A 9,176-nucleotide genomic window follows, 5' to 3' on the forward strand; every position below is an offset into this window, starting at 1 on the left:
GCTGGATGAACGACTGGAGAATATCAAGGATAGAGCGCTGGAGTATCGCTATCAAATCTATCGCCATTTCCGTAATGTCATCTGTGAGCGTCAGAGTGCTTGGAGCATCGTTAACAAGCTGATCAAGCGTGTGGCTCATGAGTTGATCAGGGTGGGAAACCAGGATGGAGAGCAGCAATATGTGATTCGCTACTCTGGCAACGAAACGTTCAAAGACCAAATGATGCAGGCGTTTCAGAAGAAGTGGAATCAGAGATTAGAGAAAAGTAAGCCGACTTGTGCAATTCGTAATTTAAAGGAAGAGGATCTAATTACGGAATCTGAAAGCCAATCTGAAAACATTGAATCTGGTCATCAAATTAAACAGGAAATCGGCCAGCGAGAGGGGGGTGGTGTTGGATTAGCGGTGGAATCTGAGGTAAAAATGGGGTGCAATTGACCTCGAAATAAATTTTCGTTCTTAAAATTAAGCTTTTTCAACAAAATCTCTAGGTGATATCTCTGGAGTATAGATTCCTCGTGCCTTCCAATAAAGTTCATAGTTATGGCCTGATGCATTGAGGAGAATAAAGCTGGCTGAAATGAAAATTGTTGAGGTAGAGAATAAAAGTTCCCTACTTTAATAAGGAAGCTTGAAATGAGAACTTATCATTACGCTTAGAAGAAAAAAACTTCCCAGTCGTCCCGTACTGATGTACTTTGACCTTTTGAAGTTCAGTGGAAGCGTAACAGATTCCTAGTCTAAGATCATTTATTCAAAAAAATCACAGGAATTTGCCTGGAAAAGATATTTACTCAGCATATGCTAAGGATCTATTCCGCTTCAGTTCTTAACGCTTTTCCATCAAAGCCGTCAGAGAAATTTTGAAATGCTGGTTTTCTGGTGTTTTTGGAGACTATTCTTCAATATAAAATAGGCGGGGTGCAATTAAGAATTTATCCTCTTCCTAGAGTAATAAAAGAGCGTTAAAAAGCAACCTATGGCTTGATGAAGGCTATAGGTTGCTTCATGTCAAAACTTAGGTTTTAAGTTCTAACTAAAACGTAAAGGTGGTTCGAACAAGTGGAACAATAACATCACTATTATTATTATTATGCTCAGGGTTTAATATCCAGATAACACCTGGAGTAATGTGGATATTCTCATTTACCCTAAACTTATATCCGGCCTCTAGATGATAAGAAGTGCCAGGATTAGCATCATCAATATTCGCTAATACACCCGCAACACCATTCTGAATCGTAGAACTCGCGCTTTGAATCTTGTAGGGTTGACCAAAGAGGACATAACCCAGATTCCCTTCAAACCCAAGATCAGGGAATTGCAATGAGCCAGCCCAGGTTAGATACTCAGCACTTTGGTCATCAGTGGCATTTGCTTGGCTAGTTCGTGCAAAGGTATAGCCCACCCATCCTGAAAAATTCACCCAATCAGCAGCCTGGATAGTCGTTTGAAACCCTAAGTGATCTGCCGAGGTATCCAAGCCATTACCAAAAGGTTGTCGATTATTGGTGGTGGTACTGGAAGTCACATTGACATTACCCGCTTCATCAAAAGAGCGCACATAAGTTAAACCAAACTTGGCATTCTCAATGGGTTCAATGACCAACTGAGCCAAAGCCGCATAGCTACCTTCGATTAATCCCCCTCTGGGATTGGCAATATCATCTCCAGCGCCTGTTGCATTTTGTCCTTGATCAGCCAAATAGGCCACGGACAGCTCAACCTGATCGGTAATATCCCAATTAGCTGTTACCCCTATCCCATTCCCGCCTTGACGGAAAATGGGGTTAAAGCGGCCAAAACGGCTAAGAGAACCACTGCCATCACTCTTCAAGTATGGATTAAGAGTATCGACATTATCCTGATACTCCCCTGCGTTGGCATCAATTTTAATTTTGAGGTTTTCTGCAGGTTTGAATTGATAATTTAATTCCGTCAACACCACATTCGTATTGCCTCGACCATCAAACGAGAGGCGAGACATATTCGTACTAGTTGAATTGCCCAGATTAGGGACATTATTGATATCAAAACGGACTCTGAGCCGATCCGAACCTGTAAAGCTAGAGTCAAAGTTGAGGCGGGTTCGCTGAGCCAGGAAAAAGCGATCTTCTTCAAATCCATTCATAGGACCAGTAAGATCTGCCCCTCCTCTATCAATGGCATACGCTGAGCCAAAAATAACTTCACCTACCAGTTTTGTGGTGGTAGAGAATTGTTGTGCTTCTACGGTCGCAACCCGAGCTTCTAAACCGTCAACTCGACCTCGAAGTGTCGCCAGTTCAGCAGCAAACTCATCTTGAAGCGCTTTAAGAGCATCTAGATCTTCTTTGGTAGCGAATCGATTACTAAGGTTATCCAAGCAGGCGTTCACTAGCGCAGCAGCCTCTCGCCTAGACATGGCCCGACTGGGACGAAAGGTTCCATCGGGATATCCGGCCACACATCCATAACGCTCGACCAAAGACTGGATCGCCTGAAAGGCCCAATCATCGGGTTGCACATCAGAAAGCTGGGACACGGAGGTGACTTGTTCTAATGAATCTTCCGTAGACGTCATTAAATCCGATACAGATGGTGTAGCTGCATCTGCTAATAGTGGAGACTTCTCGTTTGAATCAGTAGTTATTGCATTAAGATTGCGATTACTATCGGAATTGCTAGCAGGATTGATGTTTTCTATTGCTCCAATGGGAGTTGGAATTGCTATGGAAAAAGTCAATGCTGCAGGATAAATAAATTTAAATTTTTGTAATGGTGTCAACATTAAGAAATAACTCCTCACACAGGAAATATCTGCCCCATCCAATACTTTTACAGCTTGATAGTTAAGGAGAAGTCTAAATTCAAATCATAATTCCAGAGGTTATGTTTGTTTACCGCCTCAAAATCAATTGAGTCAATGACTATATCAATTCAATTCACCGTTTGGGATTGCGATTACTCCGAGATTTTAGATCTAAACATGTACTAACAAGCGTCAAGATTTTGGTTTAAGGAAAGGTTAAGTCTATAGTATCAGCAGATCGAAAACATCACCAATTTGAGGTAATTTTATAGATACGTTGATTGGCTGTTTTTATACAAATAAATGATAATCTAATTTCAACTTTGTTTCTTAGTAAAACTCAATAGCTGTTTGGATTCTCGTTCGATGTATTCACCGTCAAATTACTGATGTGGTCAAGAATGAGAAATCTGCAGAAGGGAAACGACGCTACCTCTGTCAAAATGAAGACTGTCCCTACATGACCTTTATCCTCAATTACACTAACCCCGGCCGATTGAAGAGAGTCAGACAACAAATTGTGGAGAGGTCACTCAATGGCAATGGTATTAGAGATATCTCCCAGGTGCAGCATGTGAATACATCAACTATCTTTAAGGAACTAAAAAACATCCTCATCTGAGTCAAGTCAACCACAAGCATCTTGGAACTCTTTACCCTAATGATGTTGAGATAGAGTTCATCCAGGTTGAAGTAATTGGAGGCCAAGATATCGAAGAAGAAGAGTTGGATGAAATGTGGAGTTTTGTTGGCGGCAAGTGAAACCAAAGGTGGCTCTAACATGCTGCCATCGTAAGAGCAAGAAAATCCTGGCGTATAGCTTTGGTTGTCGAACGGATGAAATTTTTCTCCAACTCAAAGAGCTACTAGAACAGTTTGGTATTCAGACCTACTGAACTGATAGATGTGGTGCTTATGAACGACATATCCTAGAAAAGTAGCATGATGCCTTCTGGCTTATACGATGATTAATCTCAGGTATTCCTTCCAAGACTAGTTTTATGTTGAAATCAAAGAATTCAAGAGGTCTCTAATATTGGAATCTAGATTTTTATGCTAAAAGATGGACTTATGGGGAGGGTTTTTAAAGTAAAGTGGAAAAATTGTCTATTTCTCGATTCTAGTTATTCATATTAGATTTAACGGCCAATATTTCAGGTCAGTTAATAAGAAACCCGAAGCGAGTCGTGTTATAGATGAGGAAGGTACCTAGCCTGCCTCATCCATAACAGTATTGTAGGTTTAGGAGAAGCTACGGGTCAGAAATACATCCTATGTGCCATAGATCAGGCTCAGGGCATTGCCAACATCTCCGATCAAAGTCAGTGTGTCGCCACTGCTGAGATTGACCCTTAAACTATCATCACTCAAGACATGGCTTGAGATAATGTCGACAGACCCTAAGTAAAACTGATCCGACGCTCCAAAATTTGTGATGTAGAAATGCTGATGAAGATCGTCTTGAACTAGATGCTCCGCCAGCACAAAGTGATCAAGACCGTCGCTGCCTTGTAGAAGATTGTTCGTCGCGGTGGCCGTCAGAATATTGGGCAAGGGGTTGCCAGTCAACGCGTCAGATTGCCACTGCCCACGGATCGCGCCATCAGGCGATCCTTCAGTGTGTACATTCCAGTACAAAGGTAGATCCTCACCAGTACCCGCCTCTCGAATATCATTGACAAACGTATTGAGGGGAATAAGAGCTGGATCAGAGGTTTCCCAAACCCCTTGTAACGTGACTGAACCGTCTAGATTATGGGTAATTTGAAGATCGTCTTGATCTTGATCATTAACGGATAAATCACCCAAATCAATCAGGGCAAAGGCTAAGGGGCCATTCTCTCCTCTGACAGCATTATGAATATGGACCTTAGTGACGTCATCACTGGTATCTGCTGTGAAGGCAGTACCATCGCCAATAAATTGACCAAAGTCGAGGCCAAATACCGTGAGTTGGTAGCTGATAGCATCTCCAGCCTGATTAAGTAGGAGCGTAGAGGTGCCCGACGTATCTGGGTTATTACTGGGAGTCACCTCTTGGTCGGTCGTTAATTCAGAAGAAAGGGGGACAGGAAGCTGCAATTCCCGTTCTTCAAACTGCCCGCGAATCGCGCCATCAGGGGATCCTTCCGTGTGGATATTCCAATATAAGGGGATATCTGCACCGCTCTCTGCTGTCCGAAAGTCGTTAACAAATTCACTGAGGGAAATGACAGCCGGATCGGTGGTTTCCCAGCGGCCAGTAAGCGTGACTGAACCGTCTAAATTATGGGTAATCTGGAGATCGTCTTGATCTTGATCATTAACCGATAAATCGCTTAAATCAATGAGGGCAAAAGCTAAGGGGCCATTTTCTCCACGGATTGCATTATGAATATGGACCTTGGTGACATCATCACTGGTGTCTGATGTAAAGGCAGCACTATTGCCAATAAACTGACCAAAATCTAGACCAAAGACTGTGAGTTGATAACTCAATGCATCGCCTGCTTGATTCAATTGAAGAACGGATGTGCCCCGAGCGTTAGGATTATTGCTAGGCGTCACTTCTTGGTCCGTCGTGAGTACAGCAGCCGCTCGAACTGGTGGCTGTAAGAGGTTTCCAGACATATCAATCTCACTAGGAACCGCACTATCCTCAGACCCTTCACTTAGGTCAAGCGCTTCCATTTCGTCGAAGGCCCTGTCCTGGAATACTTCACGCAGCACTGATGTTAGGCCAAAAGGTTCATCTTGCCCAGGTACGACCTCCGTACCTTCCTCAAGGTCGTCTAAGAAATCTATGGCTAAGGCATAAAGTTTTTCAATCGGGGAATAGAGAACATAATCTTTAGTAACGTTAGGTAGGGAAATGGACCCATAATTAATGTCTGCAATATCCCCGTAACCCATATCGAACGCATCGGTCAATTTAGACCAAATTTTTTCGGCTAAATGCATAATACTAACCTACACAAAAAATATGAAATTTTCCGTTTAGAACAAATAAATCAGTTCTAGTTAATAGGTCAATGGAGAACGGACTGAATAGCTAACTTAAGAACAAAGACAAAATAATGAAATATCCTACAAGCTATAGGATATATGTTGCAATATTAGCATCGTAAGTTGCAATATTAGCATTATTATTTTGCGCTTCGGTGACCCTAATGAATGTTCAAACTAGATGGTCTATTATGTTTGAGTATCAATACAAGGGTAAAGATTGACTCTCAAATTTGTAATCAAGATTAATTACTTCTGGCAGACAAAAATAGCGACACTTTTTGTTAATTTAAGTATGAGTAGTTTACAGCTTTTTGAGCTTGTATCAATAGAACTGCAATTGTTTTACCTTTATTGAGAATTGATAGGCAGTAAGTCAGATTTTTTGATTCAATATTCTCAATAACTTAAGAGTCTAAATTAATTTAGAATGAGGTGTAAATTATTTATACTCCCTGAAATAATGAAGACAATCTCTGACTAGTAGTGTTATTGAGCCGTGGATAATCTGATTCCACTACATCGGAAATCTACATGTGAAATTTGTTTATCTCAACCTCGTTCATTGGTTGAAGTAAAAGCGACTGCACAGTCTTTGAAACAGGGACAACTGCTCTTGGTCAATTTGGCGAATTTGCCTCTCACGACAGCTCTGAGAATCAGTGACTATCTGGCAGGCAGTGCTTATTCTCTATCTGGTCAATTTACAGAGGTTGGCAACGGTGTGTATCTATTCGCACCTCCCAGTATCTCTATTCAGACAGCTACATAAAAGCTTCACAAGCTGATTGTCCAGTTCTGAGATTAGCGCCCCATAACTAAATCTGCTCTATTGTCAGATGCGTTGAAATGCATGCGTTTGAAGAAAATCGCGTTTCTCCACTGAGTCCACCGTCTCGGTGGCGTTTCCCCCACATTAGGATCCCCGTTGCGGAGAAAATTACGAAAATAGACCCCCATTTTCTTCGCCAAATCTATTCGCCCCGGCCTATTCTCACGAGAGAAACCCACTGGCTGCATTTGGTACTCATTACCATCAGCCTCAAAGGTTTGTAGCCAGAATGGCAAATCTCCCGTATGCGTGGCCCCTACTACTGTTTCAAAAGGTTTTGGTTGATTCTTCCAAAGAAACCGATAGACAAAGATCGGAACGTGAGATTTTGCCGCGTTTGCACCCAGTGTGGTCAACAGCCGAGTACCGATAGTGCCAGCAATCTTCTGACGCTTCTCGTATTTTGCTGGAGGTAAGCTGTCTGGAAGAATAAACTCAGCCGTTGGCACACCAATGCCAGGCAGCGGCATTGTCGGGTTATCAGGATCAAATTGGTTGAACAGTGTATAAAACTGTTGACGGGATGGTTGACCATTTTCTTTGAGCTTTGAATCGTCAAATATTAACCATCGTCCTACAGTAAAGAATTTAGCTTCTTGCTGGGTCGCCCCCATTAATACTGGCACTTGTTCAAAGTCACCATTCTTGACCGCCTGTACTTCGGACACAAGTGGTTGTGTAATCCCATCATTGTTTGGTGGGAAGATAAAAAGACTACTTTCTTTTTCAGGTAGTGGACGCAGATAACCGCATTGATCAACTAAGTCATCAGCACGAATGCGGTTGACTAGGCAGATCAAGGTTGTTGTGTCGATGTTGCGAAAGATTGAGCCGGATTCACCCATTTGGTGGAGTTGTGTTGCTTTCTCGCTTGCGTCATCGAAGTTAAGAGAACGGTCGGTTTCGTATAAATAATGTGTAAGCAGACGGCGAGAAGTGTCGTTGTTATCTGTAACAGTGTTGATCTCGGTACGTATGGGGACGCTATTAATGACAGCTCGATGGAATAGGTTGCGGCCTTGAGTAAGAGGCGATGTCATTAATGCCCAGACAAAGCTACCGCCAGCAGAATAACCTCCAAGGGTAACTAAGTTGGGATCTCCACCGAATGCCGTTGCATTCTGCTGTACCCATTCCAGAAGTTGTAACCCATCCAAGATGGCAAAGTTGCCTGAATCATCGAGTGGGTTACCTGTTTCTAAACCTGGGGCATTAAATATGCCCAAGAGGCTGAGTCGATAGTTGAAACTGATGGCTACCACATTATGTTCAGCGGCAATGTGGGCTAAATCTTGTCCTTGTCCAAGAAAACCACCCCCTCCATGAATATCTACATATACAGGAAGGTTTTTCTCAATGGTTTTAGGCCTCCAAATATTGGCATAGCGACAGTCTTCGCTGCCCTGAATTTGTCCATTCATATCGAAGGCATCAGGGTCTGGGGGTTGAGGGCATTGTGGCATCCGCACTTTAGTTTTAAGCAAGCCACGTCGAATCTCAGGAGGTTGAGGAGCCTTCCAGCGCAATTGAGAAACTTCTTGAGGGGTCTTAGGGTTTTTGGTATAAGGTATACCGAGCCAAGCATAGACTGGCGTAGTGGCATCATCTAAAGTGTTAACGTTGCGCACGATACCTTCAATGGTGCCTTCAGAAGTATTGACCTGCAACGAGTTTGACCATTCCCCTTCAACATTAGGTATGACTTCAGATTCGGATGCTGCATATGCTGATGGGGATAGCACCATAAAATTAACGATTAGGAAGATGCTGGTAGAAAGCAATGCAATTAATCTATTGATGAATCTGAGTCTTCGACTCAAAACTTTGGTATTCATAATACTGCTTCCGAAGGTAAGGTACAGAGCCTAATCCTTAGCTATCTACAAACTGTTGATGAAAAACAATTACTAATAGAATCAATGACACAGAGAAATTAAAGGCACCAAAATAGATATGTTGTGAGATTTGCTCGACAACCTAAAATGATTGATAAATTTAAAAAACATTAAATTTAGCCACCCAAACAAACAAAAAGCAAGTAAACCCGAACACAAGGTTTTCAAAATAAAACAGCTCATATCTAGTTCTCAAGTCAAAACTCTAAATTTATGAAAAATGCAACAAAACTTTGTCCCTTAAAGTCTCGATTTGGGAGCAGGGTTGTTCCAGATTCCTGAAAGAAAAATCTAGGAAAAAGATTGTTATATCCCCAGATTCTCTATTGCGTCTTTGCCCTTTTTAAATTTTTAGAACTTCTAAAATACTGATGGTGAACGTGAAACAACCCTGTATTTAACGGTTTCCAAAAGCATCTCAGGGTAATACTGGATCACAGTTGGAAGTAGTGGAAAGGCGTTCAAGCGCTGTTTTCTTAAAGAGTGATCGGTATGTATAACTCTTTACTAATAGGGACTTCTACTAAATCTACAACTAGATCGCCTGTAAGCCTTTCTAAATATAGAGTTAATAGCCTTATCACTCCTTCGCAAGCCTGTGCCAGATTGATCCTTTGTGGCGAGGAGAAAGTGTTTTGGATCACAGGATTTCTATTTTTGAATCACTGCAAT

General features: G+C 42.0%; 5 protein-coding genes. 2 read left to right on the top strand and 3 right to left on the bottom strand.

The genetic code is table 11. From position 1 onward, the window contains the following. The coding region (locus Q0991_RS07130) for a hypothetical protein (RefSeq protein WP_299486813.1) at nt 1–439 on the top strand (439 nt) is incomplete at its 5' end. 598 nt (nt 440–1,037) lie between these two features. On the opposite strand, the gene Q0991_RS07135 is transcribed toward Q0991_RS07130, so the two are convergent. Together Q0991_RS07135 and Q0991_RS07140 are read right to left on the bottom strand one after the other, a co-directional pair. Next, complete coding sequence (locus Q0991_RS07135; protein ID WP_299486815.1) at nt 1,038–2,564, bottom strand: iron uptake porin; 1,527 nt, start codon at nt 2,562–2,564, stop codon at nt 1,038–1,040. 1,500 nt (nt 2,565–4,064) lie between these two features. Further along, nucleotides 4,065–5,732, bottom strand: coding sequence for a CHRD domain-containing protein (locus Q0991_RS07140; RefSeq protein WP_299486817.1), 1,668 nt, complete (start codon nt 5,730–5,732; stop codon nt 4,065–4,067). 544 nt (nt 5,733–6,276) lie between these two features. Between Q0991_RS07140 and Q0991_RS07145 the strand changes: the two genes are divergently transcribed. Further along, nucleotides 6,277–6,549, top strand: a complete 273-nt coding sequence (locus Q0991_RS07145) for a cell division protein SepF (RefSeq protein ID WP_299486819.1) — start codon at nt 6,277–6,279, stop codon at nt 6,547–6,549. Nucleotides 6,550–6,581: 32 nt separating this feature from the next. On the opposite strand, the gene Q0991_RS07150 is transcribed toward Q0991_RS07145, so the two are convergent. Then, complete coding sequence (locus Q0991_RS07150) at nt 6,582–8,444, bottom strand: carboxylesterase family protein (protein ID WP_299486821.1); 1,863 nt, start codon at nt 8,442–8,444, stop codon at nt 6,582–6,584. Nucleotides 8,445–9,176 lie beyond the last annotated feature (732 nt).

The organism is Acaryochloris sp. IP29b_bin.137 (assembly GCF_028285745.1).
GTDB lineage: Bacteria > Cyanobacteriota > Cyanobacteriia > Thermosynechococcales > Thermosynechococcaceae > Acaryochloris.